Source organism: Capnocytophaga endodontalis (assembly GCF_002209445.1).
Classification (GTDB): Bacteria; Bacteroidota; Bacteroidia; order Flavobacteriales; family Flavobacteriaceae; genus Capnocytophaga; species Capnocytophaga periodontitidis.
Window position 1 is genome coordinate 2,910,121 of the sequence record NZ_CP022022.1, and the last position, 25,827, is coordinate 2,935,947.

Below are 25,827 nucleotides of genomic sequence, written 5' to 3' on the forward strand. Positions count from 1 at the left end.
AATAAAAAAGAGAAATAATATGTCAGATTTTCAAAATCCAGTACCTACTATTGAACGCCCTACACCTGTAGATCGTGAAGTACAATGGGATAAGAGCAAAGTGCTCATCAGCGAAACTGATGCAGCAGGAACTATTACCAACGTAAACGATGTGTTTTGCTCGGTAGCACACTACTCAGCCGAAGAACTTATTGGGCAACCTCACAACCTTATTCGCCACCCCGATATGCCTAAATTGATTTTTAAACTCCTTTGGGATAACTTGAAAGTAGGCAATAACTTCGTAGGGGTAATCAAAAACTTAGCAAAAACAGGTGAATACTACTGGGTAGTAACCGATTTTGAGATGCGTCGCGACGAAACAGGTAAAATTACACACTACATTGGTAGACGTAAATCAGTGCCTGAATCGGCTATCACTAATTACGTAGCCCCTTTCTATGATTCTCTCTTGAAGATGGAAAAAATAGGTGGTGTAGAGCTCAGCAATCGTTTCTTCAAAAACTACTTGGCTAAACAAGGGAAAGACTATATCGACTTTGTAATCGATATTATGTCGGAAGGACAACAACAAACCTTTAGCGCAGAAACTGTTTCAGCAGTGGATAGTACACCAGCATCTGTAGCTGTATCCGATGACATTTTGAATGTAGACGACTCAATGAACGAAAAACGCAAAAACTTCTTTGAACGTTTGTTTTCTTAGTAATAAATTTTCATTGATTATACAAAGGAATGGAGCAATGCTCTGTTCCTTTTTTTTGTGGTATGAGATTTGTAACTCACATATTGCTAATTGAAAAATATTTTATACTTTTGCCCCGACTAATTAATTCAATAACGAAAATGAATTTAACAGCCTATCATTTTGTGTCGCTGTTCCGCAATAATGTGCAGCAATACCCACAAAAAGATGCCTTAATGGGAAGAAATACAGCTTCTCAATGGAAAGGTATCACGTGGGAAACTTTAGGCAATACCACTACTCTTCTTTCTAAAGCCCTGCTTTCATTGGGTGTACAACCCCAAGAAACTGTAGGAATTCTCTCTCAAAACACTCCTCAATGGTCGCTTGCCGATCTTGCTTGCTTGCAAATACGTGCTATTACAGTGCCTATATACACTACAAACACAGCCGAACAAGCTCTTTACGTGATGAATCACGCTGAAGTGAAAGTACTATTTGTAGGCGATGAAAAACAATACCAAAAAGTACTTCAAGTTGCCAACCAATGTCCATCGTTACAAATGATTGTGGTATGCGACAACGAGGTTGCTCTCACCGAAAAACAATATTCCATTCATTGGAACGACTTTTTAGCACTCGGCAGTAGCTCTCAGTACGATGTTGAGTTTGAAAAACGCCTCAAAGAACGCAACTTAGACGACCTTTTTACGATTATCTACACATCGGGTACTACTGGTGAACCCAAAGGAGTAATGCTCTCCTACGAGAACTTAGCTTTCCAAATGATAGGACATACTGAGCGCCTATCAACTGTAGACAATACCGATTCTTCTTTAGCTTTTTTACCCTTATCACACGTTTTTGAACGTGCTTGGACGTTTTTCTGCCTTTATAAAGCTGTTACGGTATACTATTTAGACGATACTAATTTAGTACGTGAAGCCCTTGCCCAAGTGCGCCCCACTTTGATGTGTGCCGTACCTCGCTTTTACGAAAAGATATTTGCAACAGTGCACGACAAAGCCGATGCTTCCTCTTTTGTGAAACGCAAACTCTTTCGCTTAGCTATCGCTACGGGCAAACGTGTATTAGCGCTGCGCGAACAAGGAAAAAAACCTTCGTTAATACTGCAAAAAGCCTACAATCTTTTTGATAAGTTAGTATACAAAAAACTAAAAGAAGCCCTTGGCGGTCGCATTAAGTTTATGCCTTGCGGGGGTGCTAACCTCGAACCCAGTATTGGTAGGTTTTTCCAATCAATTGGTATTAATTTGAAATTGGGTTATGGAATGACTGAAACAGTTGCTACCATATCTTGCTGGGGTGATAATCGCATCAATCCACAATCGGTAGGGGAAGTAATGCCTAATGTACAAGTGCGTATAGGCGAAGATAACGAAATATTAGTAAAAGGAGGAATGGTGATGAAGGGCTATTATAAAAACCCTGAAGAAACAGCTAAAGTATTCACCCCCGACGGCTATTTGCGCACCGGTGATGCCGGTAATTTAGACGGCAACAACAACCTCTTTATTACTGAACGCCTTAAAGAATTGATGAAAACCTCTAATGGCAAGTACATTGCTCCACAAATGATTGAAGGTAAAGTGGGCAAATATAACCTTATTGAACAGATAGCTGTAATTGCCGATGGTAAAAAATTTGTTTCAGCACTTATTGTACCTAACTTCGAGATGTTGTCACAAGCCTTAAAAGACCTCAATATTAAGTATAAAAATACAGCAGATTTAATCAAACACAGTCAAGTGATTGAGTACATAGGCAAGCAGTTGCAAAAATTCCAAAGAGACTTACCTGACTACGAGCAAATTAAGAAGTTTACACTACTTCCTTCTGCTTTTACGATTGAACGCAACGAGATTACCCCTTCGTTAAAGCTGAGAAGAAAGGTGATTTACGCTAATTACAGTCGTGAAATAGAAGCGATGTACAAATAATTAACTAATTTGCCAATTAGGAGCTACCTCAATAGAGATAGTTTCCTTTTTAACGGGATGTAAAAAGCGGAGACTATGAGCGTGAAGGCAGATACCGCCATCGGGATTTGAGCGTTTAGCTCCATACTTCAAGTCGCCTTTGATATGCAAGCCAATGGCAGCCAATTGCGCTCTTATTTGGTGATGTCGTCCTGTAATAAGGTCGATTTCTAATAAATAATAACGATCATAAGTTTTTAATAGTTTGTAGTGCAGTACAGCTTTTTTGCTATGCTGCACTTCTTTTTGATGCGCTACTGATTTATTTTGTTTTTCATTGCGCACTAACCAGTGGGTAAGCGTACCTTCCTCGTCTGGAGGGGCTACATCTACCAAAGCCCAATAAGTTTTTTGCACTTCTTCCTTATTAGCAAACATCGCATTGAGACGTGAAAGTGCCTTAGACGTCTTAGCAAAAAGTACTACCCCTGTAGTAGGGCGGTCTAATCGATGAACTACCCCGAGGAACACCTCCCCAGGTTTGTTGTATTTTTTCTTAAGATAAGCCTTAACAATATCGCTTAGGGGTATATCACCCGTCTTGTCGCCCTGAACTATGTCGCCTGCTCGCTTGTTTACGGCGATAACGTGATTGTCGTCGTAGAGCACGTCGACGTTTTCGGCGTTTGTGATAAGTTTCATAATGTCGTTTATTAGTGAAGTAGAGAAAGCGCATTCCATCGTAAAAAAGTCCGATGAGGAGTATGATTACCGAAATGGAGAGAGTATATATAGAGAGTCCTTGTGCAATATAGAAATAACCTGCACTAAATCCGCCTAAAAAGAAAAATGCAATGATGAAAAGTCGCAATCGGATAGTGTTTTTCAGTTGCGTGTGTTGATTTTCATAGTGATTGCGACTTAAGTAAAGTCTTTGAGCGAGTTCAATACCCAAATCGGTAAAAAGTCCTGTAAGGTGAGTGGTGCGCACTACCGAGTTGGAGATTTTGGTTACAAAAGCATTCTGTAACCCCATAGCAAAGAGCAAGATACAAGCCGTTACATCTGTAGGAATCGCTTCGGGGAAAAAGAAGTGTAACCCCATTACCAATAGCAAGGCAAAACACTCTAAGAGTGTAGGTTTCAGATATTTATTTTGGGTACGGTGATAATTAGCATTTTCAATGAGCAGTCCCGAAGTAAAAGAGCCCAACAAGAAAGCAAAGATATAAAGAAAGTAAATCAATCCTTTCCAAAATTCGGCTACCGATACATCATAAATAAAATAAGCAAAGTGCCCTGTAACATTAGTGGTTAGTTTGCCCACAAACAAAAAGCCCGTAACGTTCACCATTCCTGCAACGAATGAGAGCACTACGGCTATTTGTAAATTGTGTTTAGCAGTTCGCTTTTTACCTTGATGACGGAACATTAGTATTGTTCATTTTCATTAGGAAATTCTACGGCTTTCACATCTTGGATGTAATGAGTTACAGCCTCGTTGATGATTTCTTGCAAATTAGCATATTTTCGCAAAAATTTAGGATGAAACTCATTGCTCATTCCCAGCATATCGTGCATTACGAGCACTTGCCCGTCAACAGCACTTCCTGCTCCAATACCAATGATAGGTATACGCACACTTTTAGCTACTTCTTCAGCTAATTTAGCCGGTATTTTTTCCAATACAATAGCAAAACAGCCTAATTGTTCAAGCAATTTAGCATCTTCTTTGAGTTTTTGCGCCTCAGCTTCTTCCTTAGCTCGCAAAGCAAAAGAACCAAACTGATGAATTGATTGTGGCGTAAGTCCCAAGTGCCCCATCACAGGAATACCTGCATTCACAATGCGTCTGATACTTTCGGCTTCTTCCTTACCTCCCTCTAATTTAATAGCGTGAGCCCCACTTTCTTTCATTATACGCGTAGCCGAACGCAATGCCTTTTTAGGGTCGGATTGATACGTTCCAAAGGGCAAATCTACTACTACCAAAGCACGGGTAACCCCTCTTATTACAGACGAAGCGTGATAAATCATCTGGTCTAAGGTGATAGGCAATGTCGTTTCGTGTCCTGCCATTACATTACTAGCGGAGTCGCCTACCAAAAGTACATCGATACCAGCGGAATCTAATAATTTTGCAAAAGTATAATCGTAGGCGGTAAGCATTGAAATCTTCTCGCCATTGGCTTTCATCTCTACTACCGATTTGGTAGTTACGCGTTTGTATTCTTTTCTAACTGCTGACATTTCTTTTTGTAGTTTAAAAATCGCGGCAAAGATATAAATAATTAACAAATTAGCCAATTTGTTGATTAGCAAATTTCAAACCGTCTCTTAACGAAAAAAACTTTTCTCTTATTCCTCTAAAAAATAATTGCTACCTTTGCATCACGAACATCATATCTCATAGTGCTATGTATAGATTTGGACAACCTAAAAGTTTAGAGACAATTACTGCCAAAGATGTAATTGATAACAAATTATGGGTTTGGGTTTGGGAAGCAAACCTCGAAGAAGAATACCCCGAAGATTACCAAGTACCTGTATTGGGTATTGACAATTTAGAAAACAATTTTGCCGAGCCCATCATTACTTTCTACGTAAAAGGTCATAACGATTTGATAGCTTCAGCAAGTTATGATTTTTCTAAAGATTGTTTGTATGCCATTAGTATATGCTTTAAAAATGAATGGTTTCTATTAAACAATTGTCCTTTTCTTGAAGAACCTATTGAACTGAGTGCTGCTATGAAGATTAAAAATCAAGAAAACCGAAGTTTTATCTGTCAGTCAAAATTAGAAGATATCGCATATCCTAAGTAAATAAATGAATATCAACACTAAAGAATCTATAGAAGAAATGACTGCTGCCTTATTCCGAGCTATAGTACAAATGAAGAAAAGGAAAAAATGGATGCCTATTGGCATTTAGATAAATTTTTCGCCAAAATGACAAAAGAAGAAATAAAATTTTTAGTGGTAGTATTTAGGCAAATATACCTCTCAATACAAAGGGTTAATGACGCAGAAAAAGAAGCATACTTTTCTTTTTTTATGAAAAGAATGAAATATTACCTATATGCTCAACGTTTATTGAAGAAAAAGACGCTTCAAGAAGAAATTAAATTGAGATACATTGCTATGTACGAAACGCTTAACAAATTTATCCTTTTTGTAAAAGAAAAACCATACCCCGCTTATGAGTTAAGGTATGAGATATTTAAGTTTACAGCTAATATTTACAGCTATTTAGAATCAAAACTCTTTTTTAGCAATCGGAAAAAATATGCTTATGTAGAACATTACAATCAAAACGATTTACACGGACAAACTTTTGATACGATTGAAGAAATACTTAACAAATTAGGCTGTCAAAACATCATAACCGATATTCACAACACTACAATATGATAACCCCTAAAAAAAACAGACGAGCTATAAAAGCAATACACAACTTAATGATTCGTTTAAAAATAAATATCGTTCAAGAATTACCTCATAGAGAACTTTATAACCTTATAGATGAATTAGAATATCTACCTATTTTGCTATTAAACAAGGAAGATAGGACGCAAGAATTTGAAGAGTATTTGAAAAAAATTTGTTCACAATTCCAATGTATGCGCATTTGGGAACAATATCAAAATGAGGAAGAGCCTTATTATTAATCAACACTCTACAATGTTTTTACACCTCCAAATTTGCTAACCCTCTAATTCACTAATTAATCATAATGTTTTTATTTTTCGACCTTTCCTATACGCCTCTCTTAGAACTCCATTTGCCCACTGCCTATATAGGTGAAACGCAAAACGGATTCCTTTCTTTCTACAAAAAAGCAACTCCTCAAGTACTCGAAAGTTTAGCTAATTGGCAATTATCATCTGCCGAAAAAGAGGCTTTAACATTAGTAAATAATCTGCAAACCAATGTTCTTTACAATAAATACGCTAAAAAAGGAGAGACTTTTGAAAAACTATTCCAAAATCCTGCCACTAAAAAGTATATCCAAGAGCAAATAGAGGAACAAACTCACCAATTGCTTTTACTTATTGCTGAAAAAGAGCTATTTTTAACCATCAACTATTCCCCTAAGGACGATATTTCCAAAAAAAGACGCTTTATAACTAACGAAATACTCGAACCTCTATTAGTTTTCGAGAAAAAAGAAGAGGGTATTGCCTACCGCTTGTATATAGAAGAAAACGGACAAAAACACTTGCCTCATCAGTGCCAAATTGAACTGCTCAACAACACTCACACGTGGATTACTATAAACCAAAAAGTAGTGCGTATCGCTCACGTCAAAGCATCTCACTTGAAACCTTTCCTCAACAAAGAGGAGACTTTTATTCCTGAAAGAAATCTACAAGAATATTTTGACAAATTTCTTCAAAAAATTCTACGAAATGCCCAAGTAGAAGCTATTGGTTTTGAAATCATCGAAAAAACAAGTCTAAAAAACACTGAAATAGAACTTATTCACGATTTTTTTACCAATCAGTACAAAATTGTACTTCATTTTGATTACGATGGCTATGCTTTTAAAAGCAATCAAAACAAAAATGTACATTCTCAACTAAAAATTGACAAAAATAACCATATTACCATCTACAAATACAAGAGAAATACCAAAGATGAAACTCAAATGAAACAACTCCTCACCGATATAGACTTCAGTGAGGAAAGCGGCGTTTTTTCACTACAAAACACCGACCCTTTTGCGGCTTATTTTCACTTGCTACACCACCAGCAAAGGCTTAGTAAACAAGGATTTTCCTTTCGCCCGTTTTTGGTAGACGGGAAAGAGGTGAATATGAGCACTTCAGAGCTTATTTATAGCAATACCAGCACCCAAAACGACTGGTTTGACCTTTCTATTGAGGTAAAACAAGGAGAAAACAGCTTCCATTTTAAGGATTTAATCGCCAATATCAAGGAAAATAATCCTATTTACACACTTCCTAACGGAAAAATCTTTATTATTCCGCAAGAGTGGTTTAGTAAATTCAGCAGTATTACCAAACACAGCAAGCAACAAGGCGGAAAACTGCAATTAGCAAAGAACAACTATGCTCTTTTAGAGGCTATTCCTGAACTCAAACCACAAACCATCATCGAAAAGGTGAACTATACCCCCTCCCCTAACCTACGTGCAACCTTACGACCCTACCAAGTGGAAGGCGTAGAATGGCTTTTGCAACACTATCACAACGGGGTAGGCGCTTGTTTAGCCGACGATATGGGATTAGGTAAAACCTTGCAAACCATTGCTTTATTGGTTGCCATTCACGATACTCTCCCTCTAAAAGAAAACAACTTCACCGATCTCTTTTCGGCTACCGAACCTCAAAAAGAAACTCTAAAAGCATTAGTAATATTACCCTCGTCTCTGCTCTTCAATTGGTACGACGAGACCAAACGTTTTGCCCCTCATTTCAAATGCACCCAATACATAGGCAGTAGCAGCGAACGCAAAACAAAAATACGCCGGCTTACCAATTACGATGTAGTATTCACCTCCTACCCTATCGTGGAACGCGACGGCAAAGAACTCGAAAAACTCGAATTTAGGTATATCATTTTAGACGAGAGTCAGCGTATTAAAAACAAGAATTCCAAAACCTTCAAAGCAATCAATGCCTTGAAAGCTGAGCATCGCATCGCTCTCAGTGGAACTCCTATAGAGAATGCTCTAAGCGATTTATGGGCACAAATGCAGTTCATCAACCCCGGTCAGTTAGGTACTTACAATTTTTTCCACAAACATTACGAGGTAGAAATCAGCAAGAAAAAGAATCCACAAGCCTTAGAAGAACTTAAAACTTTGGTAGGCAAACATATTTTGCGCCGTACCAAAGAACAAGTACTCAGCGATTTACCCGATATAGAAGAACAACTCGCCTACTGCCAGATGAGCGAAGCCCAAGCCCAATGGTACGAGAGAGAAAAATCTAAAGTACGCAACCAGCTATTAGAAGCCTCAGAGCCCATCAGCGAGTTCAATGCTCTGCAAATGCTCACCAAATTGCGACAGATAAGCAACCACCCTGTATTGGCAGATGCCCAAAGCACTATCCCTTCAGGTAAGTACCAAGAGGTAATTAGCTATATGGAAACACTCCACGCCGCACAACACAAAGCACTTATATTCAGTAGTTTTGTAAAACATTTAGGACTCTTTGAAGCGTGGTGCAAAACCCATAAAATAAAGTACGCCAAACTCACGGGAGCTACTGCCTCTCACGAGCGAAAAAGCCAAGTAGAAGCCTTTCAAAACCAAGAAGATGTGAACTTCTTTTTTATCTCACTCAAAGCTGGTGAAGTAGGACTCAACCTCACCAAAGCCTCGTATGTATTGCTATTAGACCCTTGGTGGAATCCGTTTTCCGAACGCCAAGCTATTGCACGCGCCCATCGCATAGGGCAAGAAAACAAAGTGAACGTCATCCGATTTGTAAGCAAGGATAGTATAGAAGAAAAAATTATCAAACTACAAGAAAATAAAACCGAACTATTTGAGAATGTAATAGATGAAAATCACATCGTTAGAGATATTATCTCCCAAATGGATAGCCTATTGGAATAATTTTTGTAATTTGTTCATTGTTAATTCTCAATATTTTTTTACCTTTGCGCATTATGAAGATTAAACTATTTCATTTACAGAAGAACAAACGTTTCAACTATACCCCTCGTTACTATGAAGGAAAGGAACAAGGCAACGCTTTTGAAATGGGGTCACGCATTCGCCGAGACCGCGAAACAGTAACCAACCATTTTACTGAAGAATGGCGTGCTATTCGCAACGAGAGTAGAAACAAAAAAAATGCAGGTACAAACAAAACCTTTTGGATTGTACTAGCAATACTAATACTTATCACTCTCTATTTCCTTGATTTCGACCTATCTATATTCAAACGCAACTAATGAAAAAAACAATACTGATAAGTTTAATAGTCGTGCTTGTAGTGGCAGGTATAGGCTATTACCTCAAACAACGCCAAGAAGAACAGCAAGCCGCTCAAAAAGTGTACAGCGAAGTAAAACAAGGCTTACTGATGATTTCTAAAGAATACAATAAAGGCGTTGAAAAAGTAGAACTCTTACAGCAATATGAGGAAACAAAACACAAAATAATAAAAGAAGAACCTAAATAATAATCTTATGAAAATAAAAAGCTTAGTAATCCTATCAGCAGCTTTTGTATCAATGAGTGTAAGTGCTCAAACCTCTTTTGAGAAATTAGAAGCTAATAAAGATATCAACACGGTGGTAGTCTCTCAAAAAATGTTTCAAATGCTCTCTAAAATAGATAGTAAAGATGCTGATGCTAAAGAATTTATGGAAGTAGCCAACAAGCTCAAAGGAATGAAAATATTCACTACCGAGAATACCACAGCAGCTACCCAAATGAAAACTGAAGCCTTAGCTTATGTAAAAACCGCTGCACTATCAGAATTAATGCGCGTTAAAGACAAAGCTCAAAACGTGAAATTCTACACCAAAGGAGGAAAAGATGCAAACAACGTAGCCGAACTCCTAATGTTAGTAGAACCCTCAGAAACCTCTAAACAAACCGTTGTTCTATCACTCACAGGCGACATCAACCTGAATAAGATAGGCGTATTAACCAAAAATATGAACCTCCCTCAAGAGGTGAAAGACCTAAAGTAGCACAAAATGGCAAAATATGAATTGAAATTACCCTCAATGGGCGAAAGTGTAGCTGAAGCTACTATTACCAATTGGCTTAAAAAAGTAGGCGATCCTATTGAAGCCGAAGAAACTATTGCAGAAGTAGCCACCGATAAGGTAGACTCCGAAGTACCTTGTGAAGTATCGGGCATCATAGCCGAAATACTCTTCAAAGTAGATGAAGTAGTGAAAGTAGGACAAGTAATGGCTATCATAGAAACTGAAGCTGAAGCTAATGCACCACAGGCTACAGCCGAAATACCTACTATTCAACAAACGGCTAAAAACTTAACACAGCAAATCGCTGAGATAAAAGAAACACTTGCTGCACCTATTAATTTTAGCAGTAGTGAACGCTTTTATTCGCCCTTGGTGAAGAATATTGCTAAAAAAGAAGGTATCAGCCTTGATGAACTAAATCATATACAGGGTACAGGTTTGAATAACCGCGTTACCAAAGACGATATTTTAGGTTATTTAGCACATAGAACTCAAGCCCCTATCACAAGCACCTCTCCTATTTTTGCAACAACTACATCTTCTTTTGTTGAGGGAGATGAGCGCATTGAGATGAGCCGTATGGGCAAACTCATCGCTGAGCACATGACGATGAGCAAGCAAACCTCAGCACACGTACAAAGCTTTACCGAAGTTGATGTTACTCGTATTTGGCAATGGCGCAACAAGGTAAAGAAAGCCTTTGAAGCCCGTGAAGGTGAGAAAATCACCTTTACCCCTATTTTTATGGAGGCAGTAGCCAAAGCCTTGGTAGATTTCCCAATGATGAACATTTCGGTAGAAGGCAATACAATTATCAAGAAGAAACACATCAATATAGGGATGGCAACCGCCCTCCCCGACGGCAACCTCATTGTACCTGTAATTAAAAATGCCGATGCCCTTAACTTGCGTGGAATGGTAAAAACTGTAAATGATCTTGCAGTACGTGCACGTGCAGGTCAGCTAAAACCTGATGAGGTGAAAGATGGTACTTATACAGTTACCAATATAGGTTCATTTGGCACTTTGTTTGGCACTCCTATTATTAATCAGCCGCAAGTGGGAATTTTAGCGATTGGCACTATTTGCAAAGTCCCTGCTGTAATAGAAACCCCTGAAGGTGATGTAATAGGCATCCGTTACAAACTGATGCTCTCCCATAGTTATGACCACCGCGTGGTAAATGGTGCTTTAGGCGGAATGTTTGTACAACGTGTCGCTGAATATCTCGAAAAATGGGATATGAACAGAAATATTTAACAACTGATTTATAACAACAAAAAAATCTGAAAGTTCACTATGAGCTTTCAGATTTTTTCTTTTTAAGGATATTTAACTTTAGTCTACATTATCGTGCAAGAAAGAATTGTTACGTCGAATCTGCATTTCACCTGCACTATCTTTACCTACTGTAGTACGCGATTGACCTGCACTACCAAAGGTATGATTGTAGGTTTTTAGGTTGGACGAACGTTTGTTAAGCACATCGGAGATGGGAGCGTCTATAGGGCTGAGTTTTTGTTCTTCTTCTTCAAACATTCTTGTTTGTACCCCTATAGAAGTATTGGGATTGTAAGGTTGAGGAGTTTCACCATCTTTATTACTTACAAACTCAGGTTGAGTTCTTTTTTCTACCACTGGCTGAGTATATTTTTCTTCAAACTCGATATTTCTCACATACATATCAAATATATCTTCTTCTTTTACAGAAGATTTATTTGTGTATGAAGGTTCATAAACTTCATCATCTCTCAAGGTATGAATAATAGGAGCATCCGGAGCTTTTGTTTGTGGTTGCTGCTGGATAGGTTGCTGCTGGATAGGTTGTTGCTGGATAGGTTGTTGTTGAGCAGATTGTCGTTGAACTGTAGATTGAGATTGGAATCTATTATCGAACTGAGCAGGGGTTGTTTTATCGACAATTACAAAGGCATCATCGGGGGTTACTACTTCGCAATCTGTCCAAATATTAAATAGGTCGGAAAGGGAAAGTTCCTTTTTAATTTCGGGAACAGCAGGGGTAGGATAAGCAATATTATCAGGTGTAGTGGAAATAGAGGTTTTTACTACGGCTCCTTTTTGCTCGGTTAAATCGCGAATAATAGTTTGGTTTTCTTCGAGTACGTGAATTACGCGACGAGGTTCGGCATTTACGATTTCTTGTTGTTGTTCGGCGTCAAAACCAGTAGCAATTACGATTACTGAGATAGCTTCTCCTAAACTTTCGTCTACACCTATACCATAGATAAGGTCGGCCATATTATCGCCTGCTTTTTCTTGGATATATCCCATAATTTCATTCACTTCGCGTTGAGTAGCTTTTCTATCTCCATAAGTAATAAGGACGAGAGCATTTTTAGCTCCTGTAATTTTATTATCGTTTAATAGAGGAGAGTTTAAGGCGGCTCCTACAGCCTCAGAAGCGCGATTATCACCTTCGGCTATTGCTGCTCCCATAATAGCGGTACCTCCGTTTTCAAGTACGGCGCGAGCGTCACGTAAATCTATGTTAACCAAGTAGTGTTTGCTAATTACTTCGGCCATACCTCTAGCCCCTCTAAGGAGGATTTCATTGGCTTTTCCGTATCCTTCTTCTACGGTGAGGTCGTCGTAAATTTCGCTTATTTTATTATTATTGATAACGATAAGAGAATCTACACAGTCGCGCAATTTTTTAATTCCTGCTTGAGCTTGATGGCTGCGTTTTGGCCCTTCGAAATTGAATGGAGTAGTAACGATAGCGACGGTAAGGATCCCCATATCTTTGGCTTGTTTAGCGATAACAGGCACAGCTCCTGTACCTGTACCACCTCCCATACCAGCGGTAATGAATACCATTTGAGTATTTCCTTCTAAAGCGCGCTTGATATCTTCGATACTTTCAACAGCGGCTTGTTCTCCAATTTCGGGATTAGCGCCAGCTCCTAATCCTTCGGTAAGGGTAACACCTAACTGAATACGATTAGAAATAGGGCTATACTCAAGAGCTTGGGCATCGGTGTTACACACAACGTAATCTACGCCTTTTATGCCTTCGTTATACATAAAATTCACGGCGTTACATCCTCCACCTCCTACGCCAATAACTTTGATATAGTTACTGTTGTTTTTAGGAAAGTTAAATTGATAGTTTTCTTCCATATCTAAATCATAATTATTTGTTTTATACTTTATTCGTCGTCGTCAGTTTCTCCTATATATTTAGAGATAAATTTATTGAATTTTCCCCAGAAACTTTCGCTTGTTTTAGGAGTTTCTTCTTCGTCGTCACCGACGGGTTGTAGTACTTCTTGAGTAGAGGTAATTGTATTGCCTACTACGGTAAGATTTTTTGGTACAGGTTCTATTGGGGTTTCTTGAAACAGAGGTTCTGTATTTTGATTTTGTGAAGCTTCATTAGCTTCTTGAGCTTTGAGTTCTTCTAATCGTTTTTTGAATTGTTCTTCAGCTTCGTTTTCTATAGCGCTCATTACCAACCCAATGGCTGTAGCATAGATAGGAGAAGTAAGTCGATTATCGGAATTACCAGCTAAGTGTTCATCGGGGTAACCTATGCGTGTATCCATTCCGGTGATATACTCTACTAACTGAACGATGTGTTTGAGCTGGCTACCGCCACCGGTAAGGACAATGCCTGCAATGAGTTTCTTTTTAGGTTCTTCGTGGCCATAACTTTTAATTACGTTGAACACTAAATTGATAATTTCACTCACGCGAGCGTGTATAATTTTAGAGAGGTTTTTAAGGGATATTTCACGAGGTTCTTTACCTTTAATACCAGGTATAGAGACGATTTCGTTGTCGCGATTTTCGCCAGGCCAAGCAGAGCCGTACTGTACTTTTAGCATTTCGGCTTGGCGTGCTAATATACCACAACCTTCTTTGATATCTTCGGTAATGACATTTCCTCCCAAAGGAACTACCGCTGTATGGCGAATAATACCATCTTTAAAGATTGCTACATCGGTAGTACCACCTCCTATATCTACTAACACAACACCGGCATCTTTTTCTTCGTCGCTGAGTACTGCGCTTGCTGAAGCTATAGGTTCTAAGGTGAGCCCTATGGGTTTCAAGTTAGCCATTTCTACGCAACGAGAAATGCCTTTTATAGCGTTGATTTGCCCAATCACTAAGTGGAAAGTAGCATCTAAACGCGATCCCATCATACCGATAGGTTCTTTGACATCGGGGTTGTTGTCGACTTTGTAATCTTGAGGTAAAGCGTGGATAATTTTCTGACCTGGAGATAAGGTGATATTATAAACTTGTTTTTTGAGTTCTTCTAAGTCTTCAAAATCTATCAGTTTATCAGGATCTTTACGTGAGATATAATCGGAATGAGAGCGACTGATGATATTTTGCCCTGCAATACCAGCCACTACATTTTCGATTTCTAAGCCTGTTTTTTCTTTTGCATCTTGGACAGCATCCATTATAGACTGGGTAGTTTGGGCGATGTTGTTTACCACGCCCTTGTTTATACCTTCGCTTTTTGCTTGTCCATATCCTAAAATCTGAATTTTACCATATTCATTTTTGGCACCTACCATAGCTACAATCTTGGTAGTACCGATATCTAACCCAACGTAATACTTTTTATATTTCATTTTTTCACGTAAAACAATCACATATCTCTATGAGATTGATAATTTTTTGTCTGTTATTATATTCTTGAGGAATTAGGCAGTTTTATCGACAACTATAGCTTTGCAGGTAGCAAAGATAAGTAAAAAAGCAATTTGTATAGTAGTTTTTTATCAATAAGTTATCAACAATCTTATAAACTATTGAGAATCATTGTTAAAGAAAATGTTAAAAAATCTGTTAATAACTTTTTACTCTCTATTTTGAGAGGTATTTGCGTGCTTTTTCTAAATCCTCGGGGGTATCAATTCCTATGGTAGGGATGTGAGTAAGGGCGAGGCGTATTTTAAAGCCATTTTCTAAGTAGCGGAGTTGTTCTAATTTCTCGGTCTCTTCTAACTGAGATGGAGGCAACTGAGTGAACTGTTGCAAAGCATCTTTGCGATAGGCATAAATTCCAATGTGTTTGTAGTAAGGCACAGCTGTATTGGGGTCACGCGGAAAAGGAATTACACTTCTGGAAAAATAGAGAGCTTCATTAAATTTGTTTACTACTACCTTGACATTATTAGGATTTGCAATATCATCGGGGTTGGTAATGCGTTCCATCAGGCTCGCTACTGCTATGTTTTTTTGAGGGTCGTTTGCAAAAATATCTATTACTTTTTGCAGGTTTTCTTTATCGGTAAAAGGTTCATCTCCTTGTACATTCACGATGATATCTACTTCCAAATTTTTAGAAGCTTCAGCTAAACGATCACTACCACTATTGTGCTGTTTCTGGCTGCGAATCACACTGCCTCCTACTTCGCGAATTGCCTTTTCGATGCGATCATCGTCGGTTACTACATATACTTGGTCAAACAAGTGAGTATCAGCCACACGCTGGTAAGTATGCACAATCACGGGTTTGCCACAGAGGTCTTGCATCAGTTTTGCAGGAAAGCGTGTTGCCCCATAACGGGCGGGTATCATTGCTATGAGTTTCATATTTTATCTTGACAATAAGTATATTACTATAATTTGTAACACTATATTCAGAGGGAGTGCCCAAGCTAAAAATTTAGCTTTACGACGCATCTCTATGCTGTGTTGTATGTATTGTTTTACACGTGCTACCAATCTTTCGCTGCGTTTCTCGTAAGTATCGAGCAGAGGTGTTTTGTATATTTCGGCTACAAATCCCACTACGGGCACTTGTGAGAGCAGTAGCCACAATACTTGTTGAAACACAGGAGGTATTTTAGAAATGTATGTATTGAAAACCCCTTTTACTTGGTCGGTAGTTACTATTTTTTCAGTGCTTTTTTCAGCTTTATCTACAATAGCTGCGCATATTTTATGGACAAAAGGTTCAAATTGGTTAAAAACATACAAAGTATAATCTAATTGCAAGAGAGAAAGCATACGTTTTACCGCCAAAAACACAAAAAGACCTCCCAAAAGTAGTACAATAGCCAAATAAAGTAATTGTATATATTCAAATTTACTTGAAAATCCTATTATACAGCCCGCTATAATAAGGAATAAAAAGTTTAGCAAGAATAGTACTATGATACTTCCTGAGGATTTCATTCCAGAGGTTACCCCCAGTAGAGTCATTTCTTTGAGTTTCTCAAAATAGGTAGTAGCTCCTTGTAGTTTTTTAAGCCCAGGGGTAAGTTCAAAAGTAGTGTCGACGTTTTTAATGTTGTTGTTCATTGTGTTATGGTTTTAAAATAAGTAATATTACAAGTGTTAGAGGCATTAGAAAATCGGGGAGAATAATCCATACATTCCCTTTGTTGAAATTGTGTTTTTGTTTCATTTCAACGATGTGTAACAAAGCAGCTCCTATCAAAAATACGCTAAAAGGGATAGTAGTTGCTAACCAAAAACCATCGCGAAACCAATGGCATACTATTCCACAAATACCTATTCCTAAGGACACAAAACCTAATTCTTTTTGAAAACCGTTAGATACCCACCCTATAGTTTTAGCTACTTTCTCACTGAGTATCGAGTGCCCTACAAAGTTAAACAACCCAAAAAAGCCTACTCCATAAACCAAATGGGTGTATAATGCAGTATATACAAAGCTTTCATCGAAAGAAAAAGCATATAGTACAACAGCTAATAACCAACAGATAAGGTATACAATAAGATATATCATAGTATTCTTTACTTTAATTTTCTTGATAATTTTTCTGTTCCAAACTCATCATATAAGAAAACTGGAAATGCACTCAATACGCCTACTTCATTAGGAACTTTATATTTTTCTTTTTGTTTTTCAAAAATAGATGATTGAGAAAAATATTTGGTAGGGAATCTATAATCGTCTGTTACAATATAGTTCATTTTACAAAGATGTGCTTCTGACAACTCTCTCCATATTTCTTTATCATACCTATTAAAATCTATATACTTAGGATCGCATTCTCTGTTTACTTGTTTTTTATATTGATCATTGCATTTTGCTATCTTGGTTTTAAAATCTTGTAGCGTAGTGTAATGCTTTAAAGCTTCTAACATAGGATAACTTACATAGAGTTTACCATTTTCGGTTTCATTATCAAAAGTACTGAATAAGGCTTCTAATTTAGTATTTGAAGCATTAGAAGCGTGAGCGTCATAATCAAAAAACAAATAAATCTCAGAAAAAGTATTTCTATCAAATTTTTGCAGTTCTTTTATACGGCTTTTCAACAATGTAAAAACATCTAAATCTCTATCTTTTTTTATCTCATTGTAAAGAGCATAAACCACTGTTCCAAAAACGCAAGTAATAACTGTTTTATCATCAAACAAAACTTTTTGCATACTTTCTACAACACTCTCTTCTCTTTTTCCCTCCATTACAAAAAGGATATTATTTGAGGCCAAATCCATTACTTTTATATATTTTTTCAAGGTTATGGGCTTCTCTCAGTTCTTTGTCGGTTGCGTTAGCCAAAGAAACCATACGCTCTTTATTCATTATAAAATAACAATCAGGGCGCAGCAAATCATTGGTCATAATTGAGGTATTATGAGTAGTGAGAACAAACTGAACGCCCGCTTTTTTCAATTCTTCTACTATAAGTTTAGAGAGTTCAAAATGATAAAAAGCGTCAAACTCATCAATAAACAAGAAAGAAACTTTTCCTTTTTCGCGTATATCCTGAAACCAAACATAAAACAATGCTAACGATTCTGTACCTGTAGAAGCTATATCCCAAAAAGGAATTTTTTTGCCTTTAAAATCAAAAACTAACATCTTTTTACCCAATATATTCAGTACCTCTAACTTACACTCTACCCCTGCACGGTTTAAAAATGTTTCAAAATCGCGGACATTATTTCGCTTGATAATATCTTCGGTAATGCCTCCCTCTTTAGTATCTAAACCTATATAGCTCGAATCTCTTAAGGTACGAAAGAAAAGCATCTTCTCTACAAATACAAAAAATTTTTTAAATGTAGTATTAATAACATTATCTTTTAAAACAGCATTATTTCTAATGTATTTTAACACTGAAATCTCTTGATTATGTTCTAAATCAGTATTCAATGTAGCTGCTCCTTCAAAATTTATAACTGCTGTATTACTTTTTTCTCTATCAATAGTTGCTAAAAAGGCATCATCAATCCAAAAAGCTTCATAAATGATAGTTTTATGATTACTTTTCCGATATGTATAAGTTACTTTTTGTCCGTTGATAATAAATTCATAGTAAAATTCGGCACAAGCACTTTCGCTATAAGCATTGATATAATTACTATAATTCCATTCCCCTTTCTTTTTATCAGTAAGATGTTCAATAATATCAAAGATAGCAAAGCCTAAATTAGACTTCCCTACGCCATTCTTGCCATATACAATAGCATTATTGATGCAATTATCCCTAATGCATTCCTGATTGAAGTCGTACTTATTGACTTTGGTAAAATCTATTTCAAAGTTCTCTTGAAAACTTTTGAAATTAGACACTCTAAATTTAGTTAGCATCTATCTTATAATTATTATAAAGGGACTATCTTCCTTGTGAGTTAGACAGTCCCTTTCATTATACATTCATTTTTGAGTTGCTTATTCTGCCACTTGGGGTTTCATTTTGAAGTCCTCCATAAACTTAGTGGTGTAGTTACCGGCTAAGTAATCGGGGTCATCCATCAGTTGTAAGTGGAATGGAATAGTGGTTTTCACACCTTCTACGACAAACTCATCTAAGGCGCGTTTCATTTTGGCAATCGCTTCCTCACGGGTTTGCGCTGTAGTGATAAGCTTGGCTATCATAGAATCGTAGTTAGGAGGAATTACATAGCCGCTATATACGTGAGTATCAAGGCGTACTCCGTGCCCTCCTGGTGCGTGCAAAGTGGTAATTTTACCTGGTGATGGGCGAAAGTCGTTATAAGGGTCTTCGGCGTTGATACGGCACTCAATAGCGTGTAACTTAGGCGTATAGTTCTTACCTGAGATAGGCACACCAGCCGCTACTAATATTTGCTCACGAATAAGGTCGTAATCAATCACTTGTTCGGTGATAGGGTGTTCTACTTGTATACGAGTATTCATCTCCATAAAGTAGAAATTACGATCTTTATCTACCAAGAACTCTACTGTTCCTGCCCCTTCGTATTTAATAAACTCAGCAGCTTTTACGGCAGCTTCGCCCATACGCTTACGAAGATCATCGGTCATAAAAGGAGATGGTGTTTCTTCAGTAAGTTTTTGGTGGCGGCGCTGGATAGAGCAATCGCGTTCAGAAAGATGGCAAGCCTTACCATACTGGTCGCCAACGATTTGTATCTCGATATGGCGAGGATCGACGATGAGTTTTTCCATATACATCGCATCGTTACCAAAGGCAGCGCCTGCTTCCTGCATTGCGCTGTTGAGAGCTTTCTCAAGGTCTTCCTCTTTCCACACATCACGCATACCGCGACCACCTCCACCGGCAGTAGCTTTTAGCATTACAGGATAACCGATTTCGGCGGCTATTTTTTTAGCGTGTTCCAATGATTCTACAAGTCCATCAGAGCCTGGTACCGTAGGGACTCCAGCAGCTTTCATAGTAGCTTTGGCAGAAGCCTTATCACCCATTTTTTCAATCATTTCGGGAGAAGCTCCGATGAATTTAATACCGTGTTCTGCACAAATCTTAGAGAATTTGGCATTTTCCGAAAGGAAGCCATAGCCGGGGTGGATGGCATCGGCATTGGTAATTTCGGCAGCGGCAATAATATTAGGTATTTTTAAGTATGAATCTTTGCTTGGTGGAGGACCTATACACACGGCTTCATCGGCGAAGCGCACGTGTAAGCTATCGGCATCGGCAGTAGAGTATACGGCTACCGATTTGATACCCATTTCGCGACACGTACGTATCACGCGCAGGGCAATTTCTCCACGGTTGGCAATTAATATTTTTTTAAACATAGTTGTTTGGTTTAGGATGGATCCACTAAGTACAGAGGTTGGTCGAATTCTACAGGAGAAGAGTCGTCAACCAATATTTTAACTATTTTACCAGAAACTTCTGATTCTATTTCGTTGAAGAGTTTCATTGCTTCGATTATGCAAATGACAGTACCTTTAGAGATGGTAGAACCTACTTCAACAAATAGCGGTTTATCTGGACCGGGACGGCGATAAAAAGTACCAATCATCGGCGATTTGATAGTGATATATTTACTATCGTCATCGGCGGGGGTTGCAGGTTTGCTGTCGGCAGGTTCAGCTGCGGGGAGTTGTTGTACAGGCATTGACTGTTGCAAAGGCAACTGAGGTAGTTGTTGAGCTATAGGCAATTGTTGTACGAACACTTGCTCTTTGCCACTTTCATCAGGGTTTGTTTTAATGGTGATTTTTACATCTTCCATTTCCAATTTCACTTCGCTTGCCCCTGACTTGGCAACAAACTTAATTAAATTTTGAATGTCTTTTAAATCCATACGTTATATATTATATATTGTATTCTTTCTATAGTTGTTATTTATTTGTGATAGAGGGTTCCATCGTAAGCCCATTTGAGATAAATAGCTCCCCAAGTAAAACCGCCTCCAAAGGCAGCTAATACAATATTGTCGCCTTTTTTGAGTTGGTTTTCATAGTCGTTAAGAGCTAAGATGATAGTTGCAGAAGTAGTATTGCCGTACTTATAGATATTGAGCATTACTTTTTCGGAAGGTAAGCCCATACGTTCGGCAGTAGCATCGATAATGCGTTTATTGGCTTGGTGAGGAGCGAGCCATTGTATATCGTCGCGTGTTAATCCATTGCGTTTGATGAGTTCTTCGGCGACATCGGCCATACCTGTAACAGCATATTTGAATACAGTTTTGCCGTCTTGGAATACAAAGTGATCTTTGTTAGCCACTGTTTCGGCAGTAGTGGGACATAGAGAGCCTCCAGCTTTGATGTATAAATAATTACGCCCTACACCATCGCTTTTGAGGAGTTCATCTTGTACGCCTAAACCTTCATAATTAGGTTCAAAGAGAGCGGCACCACCTCCATCGCCGAAGATGATACAAGTAGCGCGATCGGTGTAATCGATGATAGACGACATCTTATCTGCCCCGACCAAGAGAACTTTTTTATAACGACCTGACTCTATGTATTTAGCAGCTACTGAAACGCCAAATAGGAAGCTTGAGCAAGCTGCTTGCAAATCGAATGCGAAGGCATTGACAGCGCCTATTTGAGATGCTACATAAGGACCTGTAAGGGCTACAGGCATATCGGGGGTAGCCGTAGCCAAAATAACTAAGTCTATTTCTTTGGGGTCAAGACCTGTTTTATGAATAAGGTTTTTAGCGGCTTCAATACCTAAAAAGGAAGAGCCTTTATTGGGGTCTTTGAGTATGCGTCTTTCTTTGATGCCTGTACGGGTGTAAATCCACTCGTCGTTAGTATCTACCATTTTTTCTAACATTGCATTGGTTAGAACATCTTCAGGTACATAGCCTCCGACAGCTGTGATGGCAGCGGTTATTTTCTCCATTGTATTAAATTTTGGGCAAAAGTACGTAATTATTTTTATTTAACAGCAAAAAGGAGTCAATTTTTATTCAGAATTCTTCATTTTGCATTGAAGACAGAGAGGCTGTTCTACTGCACAGATTGCACAAATTACACGGATTTTGACACGGATAAATTTCTATTATCAATTGTAATTTGGACAGATTGACAGTTGCCACTACTATATTTCACGGAATATGATGCAAAAGAGTCTGGGATTATTAATTTCTTTCTTTTAACATTGGCACGAACTGGAATGTACCATAATCGGTTTTGTAGAATTCTTTTTCGGAGATGCGTTCGTAGAGGGTCATTGTTTGGGTTTCATTGCCTATGGGGATTACCAAGCGACCTCCAATGGCTAATTGTGAGAGAAGTGCACTGGGTACGTAAGGCGCACCTGCCGTTACTAAAATACGATCGAAGGGTGCATCGTTAGGCAAACCTTTATAGCCATCGCCAAAATACATACGCACGGGTTTATTGATGAGCTTGGGCAACAGCATTTGGGCTTGCTTGAAGAGTTTTTGTTGGCGCTCGATTGTATAGAGTTTTACGTTCAAATACAAGAGTATGCTGGATTGGTAGCCACTGCCCGTACCTATTTCCAAGACTTTTTGGTGTGGGGCTACTTGTAGCAATTCGGTTTGAAAAGCGACGGTGTAGGGTTGAGATATGGTTTGGTCTTCACCTATAGGGAAGGCTTTATCCTGATAGGCGTGGTCTTCAAAACTGCTATCCATAAACAAATGTCGAGGGATAGTACGAATGGCGGCTAATACGCGTTCATCTTTAATGCCTTTTTCTTTGAGTAAATTGGCTAATTGGTTGCGTAATCCTTGGTGTTTTAATGTGTCTTTCAGCGGTAGCATTGTTTTATTTTTGGGTACAAAATTCTGTCTTTTTTCTGAGGTAAAAAAACATTTTTGTTATTTTTTTGCTAAAAAAATTGATTTTTAAAAATTTATTTCTACTTTTGTAGCGGAAAAAACTAAATTAGCAAGAGATGAGACGTTTCAACAAACTATACTTCATCGTGTTCTTTTTATCGGCTACTGCTTGTAGGATTAGTGAAAATTCGACAGAATCTTCTCAAGTGGTGAACATAGAAGACAAGTATGAAGTAAAACTACCTAACTCTCTTACTAACCAAAACAATCTGTATGAGCAAGCTTCTTTGCAGTATGGTGATCGCAAAACCGACTTTTTTGTAGCGGTAATTGATGAAAACCGATCGGAAGTGAACGATATGCTCTATGAGGTTTTGAAAGATTCGTTGCACATTCGCAGCAAAAATGCTTTCGCCAAAAAGTTTAAGCTTAAAAATTACTTTGAGATTTGCAAAAAAGGTTGGGCTGAAGCCAATATGATGCGCCCTACTGCCAAGCAAATTACCGAAACCACTATCAATAAGTATCCTGCTATAGTAGTGGAGACTACAGAAGAAGTGAATGGTATGGGGGTGTTCTATGTGGTGGCTATCATCGAAACAAAGAAAACGTACTACCAGATTTTCACGTGGACGTTAGCTAACAAAAAAGAGAAACATTACCAACAAATGAAGGAGATTATCAATTCGTTTAAAGAATTATAAATATGTTAAAGGGGGGCGTTCTGCAAAACGTTCCCTTATTCTTTTCTCGGTGGCCGTTTGCTCTCTATATTAGGGCGATAGTACTTATCACCTATTTTTACTTCGCTGTCACGCTGCGGATAACCAAAGAAAGCGTCTATAGCTCTCACTTCGTTGGTTACTGCATCGTACTCATTGCCTTCTTTATCTACAAATAATATAGTATCGCCATCGTAAACTAAGGTGTAATTACTCCATAAAGTTGATTCGTTTATAGCTGTATAACAAGCAGGTATAAATCTACTTTCATCTTCTTTACCTTTATAATATTTGAAATATCCTCTTTTATCACCTAAGTATAGGTTGAAGTTAGAACCTAATCTATCAATTACATCATAAATAATAGGCAAAACTGTTTCTCCTTGCTCGTTTAAAAATCCCCAGCGCTTATCTTTTTCTACTAAAAATAATTCAGGAGTGGTATAATACTCTTTTTCTAACACCTTATATTCAACAGGAATCACAATTTTTCCGCGATTATCAATCGTTCCCCATAGTGAATCTTTTTTTACTCTGGCGATTCCTTTATCAAAAATATCGATGTGATCATAACAAGCAGGGACGATGATTTTCCCTTGACGTTTGATACCAAATTTACCATTTTCTATATAAGGAATAGCTGTTTGGATATCTTCTTCATTTTTATATGTGTTGAGCGATGAATATCCTGTTCCACCTGCACAAAACAAGAACAGACAACCTCCTGTACTACTATAAGTATCCACACGCATATCGTTTTCAATATTAGGATATATCAATACTTTATAAACTGAGGAATAAAGGTATATAGGAAAGAAAGGCAACAAGCTACGCGATACATACTTCCAGCCGTCTTTTTTAAGTTTTCCTTTGATACTTTTAGTTCCTGTAAGTACTTTTCCTTCTTTAAAAATCTCATAATTCACGTGTAGTGAATCACCTTTAAACTGTAGTTGAAAACGCATCGGAATTCCTTCTTTGTCTAAATAACTATAAGGCAAAAAAGTGAAGCAATTACCTTTACTACCATCTGTTTCATAAGAATAAGCGTAATAAGTACGATTGTTTAGCACAGACATATCCATTTTGGTGCTACTACAAGCTACTATTAAGAGAAAGGGAATAAGACAGAAGAGTTTTTTCATTTTTCTAATATAATTGTAGGATTTTCAGATCGCATTGTGGGGCGCTTAGTCTCTAAGTTGGGTTTATAAAAACTGTTATCAATCTTTACTATGCATTCCTTCCCCAACTTTTCACCCATAAAAGTTTCCCACTTGTTTAAATGAACTATTTGCAAATCATATTCATTACCTTTGTGATCTATAAAAAGAGGCGTTAGTCCATCGTATACTAATATATAATCTGAATAAAGAGTACGCATTTCTATTTTGCTATATACAGCAGGAATGAATAAATAAGGCATTTGAGATGGAGAATTAGTGTTGTAAGTAAAATAGCCTACTTTATTACCTATCCCTAAATTGTAACTTTTTTCATTACACTGTTTTTCAATATAATTGTAAATAAGGGGCAATATAGGTGCTCCTGAAGGTTCTAAAAACCCGTAGCGTCTTTCTTTTTGTGCTATAAACAAAGGGTGGCTGTCTACTGATTTGTCATATTGCAAAGCATCGTATTCTAAAGGAATAATCATCTGACCATTTTTATCAATTGTACCCCATTTTCCTTCTCGTTCTACAATAAAAAAACCATCGGTATAGGCACTGATATAATCATATTGAGCAGGTATGAACAATTTTCCTCCCTTGTTGATACCATATTTACCATTTTCAAAAAAAGGAATCATCAGCTCTTCATCATTGATACGCTTATAAATATGTTTCAATTTATAGGAATAACCAGTTCCTAATACAGCTAATACAGCCCCTTCTCTATCTACATAAGTATCTACTCTCAAATTTCCTTCTTCAGTAGGGCGCAAACGCAGTCGATGAATATAAATCCTCATATAAATAGGAAAATAAGGTTCTATTTCACGAGCAGCATAATAGCGCCAAAAGCGCCGTTTTTGCTTACCTTTAAAGCCTCTTACTACAGGAATAGTTGAGTCATTAGCAATTGAGTCGTAAGTTACAAACAAAGAATCTTTTTTAAAACGCAACCGAAAGCTATTTATTAGTGCCTTTTGCTGTTGGTACTCCAACGGTACAAAAGGAAATTTACGTTCATTTTCTTCCTCCTTTTCTTTAGAAAAAGCATAAAAAGACACATCATTTAGCACCGTCATATCTACTGTTTTACAAGCGATAAGTAAGAAACATAATATAAGGGGAAGGAATGTTTTCATAGAT

The 25,827-nt window shown here is 37.7% G+C and carries 27 protein-coding genes; 11 read left to right on the forward strand and 16 right to left on the reverse strand.

The window, feature by feature from the left end:
• Nucleotides 1-19: 19 nt before the first annotated feature.
• On the forward strand, nucleotides 20-706 hold the full coding sequence (locus tag CBG49_RS13075; protein ID WP_088594816.1) for a PAS domain-containing protein: 687 nt from the start codon (nucleotides 20-22) through the stop codon (nucleotides 704-706).
• Nucleotides 707-846: 140 nt separating this feature from the next.
• A complete protein-coding gene (locus tag CBG49_RS13080; protein ID WP_088594817.1) occupies nucleotides 847-2,646 on the forward strand; it encodes an AMP-dependent synthetase/ligase in 1,800 nt (599 codons plus the stop codon).
• Here the strand turns inward: CBG49_RS13080 and CBG49_RS13085 are convergent, their stop codons facing one another.
• From CBG49_RS13085 to panB, 3 genes are read right to left on the reverse strand one after another with little or no spacing between them, the layout of a single operon-like run.
• Nucleotides 2,647-3,327 carry an RluA family pseudouridine synthase gene (locus CBG49_RS13085; RefSeq protein ID WP_088594818.1) on the reverse strand — a complete coding sequence of 227 codons (681 nt, stop codon included), beginning with the start codon at nucleotides 3,325-3,327 and terminating at the stop codon, nucleotides 2,647-2,649.
• Nucleotides 3,218-4,057 carry a YoaK family protein gene (locus CBG49_RS13090; protein ID WP_088594819.1) on the reverse strand — a complete coding sequence of 280 codons (840 nt, stop codon included), beginning with the start codon at nucleotides 4,055-4,057 and terminating at the stop codon, nucleotides 3,218-3,220. The genes CBG49_RS13085 and CBG49_RS13090 overlap by 110 nt, the downstream gene beginning before the upstream one ends.
• Nucleotides 4,057-4,875: a 3-methyl-2-oxobutanoate hydroxymethyltransferase gene (gene panB, locus CBG49_RS13095; RefSeq protein ID WP_034555659.1), complete on the reverse strand. Its 819-nt coding sequence runs from the start codon at nucleotides 4,873-4,875 to the stop codon at nucleotides 4,057-4,059. Before panB ends, CBG49_RS13090 begins: the two co-directional genes overlap by 1 nt.
• Before the next feature lie 167 nt (nucleotides 4,876-5,042).
• Between panB and CBG49_RS13100 the strand changes: the two genes are divergently transcribed.
• The 8 genes from CBG49_RS13100 (at nucleotide 5,043) to CBG49_RS13135 (ending at nucleotide 11,585) form a co-directional block, all read left to right on the forward strand.
• Nucleotides 5,043-5,450, forward strand: coding sequence for a hypothetical protein (locus CBG49_RS13100; protein ID WP_088594820.1), 408 nt, complete (start codon nucleotides 5,043-5,045; stop codon nucleotides 5,448-5,450).
• Between the two features lie 231 nt (nucleotides 5,451-5,681).
• Nucleotides 5,682-6,038, forward strand: coding sequence for a hypothetical protein (locus tag CBG49_RS13105; protein WP_157668403.1), 357 nt, complete (start codon nucleotides 5,682-5,684; stop codon nucleotides 6,036-6,038).
• Entirely contained in the window at nucleotides 6,035-6,295 is a 261-nt protein-coding gene (locus tag CBG49_RS13110) for a GTP-binding protein EngB (protein ID WP_088594822.1), read from the forward strand. Before CBG49_RS13105 ends, CBG49_RS13110 begins: the two co-directional genes overlap by 4 nt.
• Nucleotides 6,296-6,360: 65 nt before the next feature.
• Nucleotides 6,361-9,216: a DEAD/DEAH box helicase gene (locus CBG49_RS13115; protein ID WP_088594823.1), complete on the forward strand. Its 2,856-nt coding sequence runs from the start codon at nucleotides 6,361-6,363 to the stop codon at nucleotides 9,214-9,216.
• A 53-nt stretch (nucleotides 9,217-9,269) separates the two neighbouring features.
• Nucleotides 9,270-9,557: a hypothetical protein gene (locus CBG49_RS13120; protein WP_009413347.1), complete on the forward strand. Its 288-nt coding sequence runs from the start codon at nucleotides 9,270-9,272 to the stop codon at nucleotides 9,555-9,557.
• Nucleotides 9,557-9,787, forward strand: coding sequence for a hypothetical protein (locus CBG49_RS13125; RefSeq protein WP_088594824.1), 231 nt, complete (start codon nucleotides 9,557-9,559; stop codon nucleotides 9,785-9,787). The genes CBG49_RS13120 and CBG49_RS13125 overlap by 1 nt, the downstream gene beginning before the upstream one ends.
• 7 nt (nucleotides 9,788-9,794) lie before the next feature.
• Nucleotides 9,795-10,304 carry a DUF4252 domain-containing protein gene (locus CBG49_RS13130; protein WP_088594825.1) on the forward strand — a complete coding sequence of 170 codons (510 nt, stop codon included), beginning with the start codon at nucleotides 9,795-9,797 and terminating at the stop codon, nucleotides 10,302-10,304.
• A 6-nt stretch (nucleotides 10,305-10,310) separates the two neighbouring features.
• On the forward strand, nucleotides 10,311-11,585 hold the full coding sequence (locus tag CBG49_RS13135; protein WP_088594826.1) for a dihydrolipoamide acetyltransferase family protein: 1,275 nt from the start codon (nucleotides 10,311-10,313) through the stop codon (nucleotides 11,583-11,585).
• A 78-nt stretch (nucleotides 11,586-11,663) separates the two neighbouring features.
• Here CBG49_RS13135 and ftsZ read toward each other — a convergent pair whose 3' ends face one another.
• The 11 genes from ftsZ to CBG49_RS13190 all read right to left on the reverse strand — a co-directional run bounded on the left by ftsZ (nucleotide 11,664) and on the right by CBG49_RS13190 (nucleotide 22,772).
• Nucleotides 11,664-13,466 (reverse strand): cell division protein FtsZ, encoded by a 1,803-nt coding sequence (ftsZ, locus tag CBG49_RS13140; RefSeq protein ID WP_088594827.1) that lies wholly within the window; start codon nucleotides 13,464-13,466, stop codon nucleotides 11,664-11,666.
• Between the two features lie 29 nt (nucleotides 13,467-13,495).
• Nucleotides 13,496-14,935, reverse strand: a complete 1,440-nt coding sequence (ftsA, locus tag CBG49_RS13145; RefSeq protein WP_088594828.1) for a cell division protein FtsA — start codon at nucleotides 14,933-14,935, stop codon at nucleotides 13,496-13,498.
• Nucleotides 14,936-15,170: 235 nt separating this feature from the next.
• On the reverse strand, nucleotides 15,171-15,902 hold the full coding sequence (gene kdsB, locus CBG49_RS13150; RefSeq protein WP_009413353.1) for a 3-deoxy-manno-octulosonate cytidylyltransferase: 732 nt from the start codon (nucleotides 15,900-15,902) through the stop codon (nucleotides 15,171-15,173).
• 3 nt (nucleotides 15,903-15,905) lie between these two features.
• Complete coding sequence (locus CBG49_RS13155) at nucleotides 15,906-16,613, reverse strand: hypothetical protein (RefSeq protein ID WP_088594829.1); 708 nt, start codon at nucleotides 16,611-16,613, stop codon at nucleotides 15,906-15,908.
• A 4-nt stretch (nucleotides 16,614-16,617) separates the two neighbouring features.
• Nucleotides 16,618-17,064 carry a DUF6790 family protein gene (locus CBG49_RS13160; protein ID WP_009413355.1) on the reverse strand — a complete coding sequence of 149 codons (447 nt, stop codon included), beginning with the start codon at nucleotides 17,062-17,064 and terminating at the stop codon, nucleotides 16,618-16,620.
• Between the two features lie 8 nt (nucleotides 17,065-17,072).
• Nucleotides 17,073-17,750 carry a hypothetical protein gene (locus CBG49_RS13165; RefSeq protein WP_162613459.1) on the reverse strand — a complete coding sequence of 226 codons (678 nt, stop codon included), beginning with the start codon at nucleotides 17,748-17,750 and terminating at the stop codon, nucleotides 17,073-17,075.
• 13 nt (nucleotides 17,751-17,763) lie between these two features.
• Entirely contained in the window at nucleotides 17,764-18,864 is a 1,101-nt protein-coding gene (locus CBG49_RS13170; RefSeq protein ID WP_227002898.1) for an AAA family ATPase, read from the reverse strand.
• 99 nt (nucleotides 18,865-18,963) lie between these two features.
• Nucleotides 18,964-20,316, reverse strand: coding sequence for an acetyl-CoA carboxylase biotin carboxylase subunit (gene accC / locus CBG49_RS13175; RefSeq protein WP_002680793.1), 1,353 nt, complete (start codon nucleotides 20,314-20,316; stop codon nucleotides 18,964-18,966).
• 11 nt (nucleotides 20,317-20,327) lie between these two features.
• Entirely contained in the window at nucleotides 20,328-20,831 is a 504-nt protein-coding gene (gene accB / locus CBG49_RS13180; RefSeq protein WP_009413356.1) for an acetyl-CoA carboxylase biotin carboxyl carrier protein, read from the reverse strand.
• Nucleotides 20,832-20,872: 41 nt separating this feature from the next.
• On the reverse strand, nucleotides 20,873-21,883 hold the full coding sequence (locus tag CBG49_RS13185) for a beta-ketoacyl-ACP synthase III (protein ID WP_088594832.1): 1,011 nt from the start codon (nucleotides 21,881-21,883) through the stop codon (nucleotides 20,873-20,875).
• Between the two features lie 238 nt (nucleotides 21,884-22,121).
• Nucleotides 22,122-22,772 carry a protein-L-isoaspartate(D-aspartate) O-methyltransferase gene (locus tag CBG49_RS13190; RefSeq protein ID WP_088594833.1) on the reverse strand — a complete coding sequence of 217 codons (651 nt, stop codon included), beginning with the start codon at nucleotides 22,770-22,772 and terminating at the stop codon, nucleotides 22,122-22,124.
• A 134-nt stretch (nucleotides 22,773-22,906) separates the two neighbouring features.
• On the opposite strand from CBG49_RS13190, the gene CBG49_RS13195 reads away from it, so the two are divergent.
• On the forward strand, nucleotides 22,907-23,494 hold the full coding sequence (locus tag CBG49_RS13195; RefSeq protein WP_088594834.1) for a hypothetical protein: 588 nt from the start codon (nucleotides 22,907-22,909) through the stop codon (nucleotides 23,492-23,494).
• A gap of 35 nt (nucleotides 23,495-23,529) precedes the next feature.
• On the opposite strand, the gene CBG49_RS13200 is transcribed toward CBG49_RS13195, so the two are convergent.
• Together CBG49_RS13200 and CBG49_RS13205 are read right to left on the reverse strand one after the other, a co-directional pair.
• Nucleotides 23,530-24,657 carry a WG repeat-containing protein gene (locus CBG49_RS13200; protein ID WP_088594835.1) on the reverse strand — a complete coding sequence of 376 codons (1,128 nt, stop codon included), beginning with the start codon at nucleotides 24,655-24,657 and terminating at the stop codon, nucleotides 23,530-23,532.
• Nucleotides 24,654-25,823 carry a WG repeat-containing protein gene (locus CBG49_RS13205; RefSeq protein WP_227002899.1) on the reverse strand — a complete coding sequence of 390 codons (1,170 nt, stop codon included), beginning with the start codon at nucleotides 25,821-25,823 and terminating at the stop codon, nucleotides 24,654-24,656. Before CBG49_RS13205 ends, CBG49_RS13200 begins: the two co-directional genes overlap by 4 nt.
• Nucleotides 25,824-25,827 lie beyond the last annotated feature (4 nt).